This window comes from Bradyrhizobium sp. Kon69 (assembly GCF_055807515.1).
Map to the genome: position 1 here is coordinate 1 of NZ_JBVVOS010000080.1, position 1,271 is coordinate 1,271.

Annotated in this window: 1 protein-coding gene; it reads right to left on the minus strand. The window is 61.2% G+C overall.

What is annotated here, in order from left to right; all coding sequences use genetic code 11:
* Window positions 1-3: 3 nt before the first annotated feature.
* Window positions 4-1,182, minus strand: a complete 1,179-nt coding sequence (locus AC0L3U_RS38260) for an IS481 family transposase (RefSeq protein WP_473364940.1) — start codon at window positions 1,180-1,182, stop codon at window positions 4-6.
* Window positions 1,183-1,271 lie beyond the last annotated feature (89 nt).

Here is a 1,271-nt window from a genome sequence, read left to right on the forward strand (position 1 = left end):
TGTTTAGACCGGAGACATAGCTGACGCTTGTTCGGACACATCACTGACAGGTTGGCCATTGGTCAAGTCGATTGATGCGACCTGCCAACTGGCGAAGAAGATTCCGTAATGGCCGTCGCGGTCGAGCGGTCTGATGGCGAGCCGCTCGCCGCAGAAGGCTTGTGGGACTTTCCACATTTGTCCCCGGAAGGAGATGTAGCTCCGAGTCGAGGAGACGGTGCGAACGATCTCTCCGGCATCGTATTGGACCTGCGGAACTCGTTCCGGCATGGCGCGAGAACTTGGCCGGTAGCGATCGGCGGGGACCCCCATGCCGAGACTTTCATGAGGCCGTTCCAGATTGTAGAGCATGCGCCAGCTATCGAGGGCGTCTTGGACTTCCGCCAAAGTGCGGAACGCGCGCAGAGCAAACACTTCCGCGTTCAGGCTGCGATGGAAGCGTTCATTCTTGCCCCGGCCCTGGGGATGGCGCGGCCTGGCATGCACCACCCTGATGCCAAGCTTGAGCAGCCAGACCTTCAGCGCGGTCCAGCGAACGCCAGACGTGTCACCCCAAGGGGAGCCATTGTCGATGTAGAAGGCCTCCGGCAGGCCATAACGGCGGAAGGTATCGACCAGATGCTTCTGCACGGCGGGACGCTGCTCATTGGCGCATGCCTCCAGACACACGGCATAGCGCGAGTGATCGTCGACCATGGTCAGCGGATGACAACGCGTTCCGTTGGCAAGGGGCATGTGGCCCTTGAAGTCCATCTGCCACAGCTGATTGGGCGCCTCCTTCTCAAAGCGATGGCCTGGAGGGCTCGGCGGGGCCTTCTCACTTGGCTTGATCCGCTCGTTCCGGCACAGGATCTGATGGACCGTCGAAGGCACAGGCACAGCCTGGCCTTCGCGCTTCAGGCAATGGGCAATCTTGCGCGCACCCCAGGCTGGATGCTGGTCACGCACAGCCAAAACCTGCGCCTCCACAGCAGGCTCGCTGCGTTTGGGCATCCGCTTCGGACGACGGGGCTGATCCGCCAGTTCATGGTCGCCAGCCTGCCAGCGCCTCAGCCATTTGTAGCCCACATCAGGACTGATCCCGAACCGCCGGCACAGCTCTCGCCGGTTCGTTCCCTCCTGCAAGGCAAGTCGCACGAACTCTCGTCGTTGATCCATCACCGACACCTCGTTCCAGGGCATGGACCGCCTCCCGAATCGACCAGACCAGCCCATTTTGATGTGTCAGCTATGTCTCCGAACACCTGTCAGTGATCTGCCCGGTCTAAACA

What these genes read in the sequence shown, in the direction of transcription:
- AC0L3U_RS38260 (WP_473364940.1), bottom strand. Translation starts at nt 1,182, where the DNA reads ATGCCCTGGAACGAGGTGTCGGTGATGGATCAACGACGAGAGTTCGTG.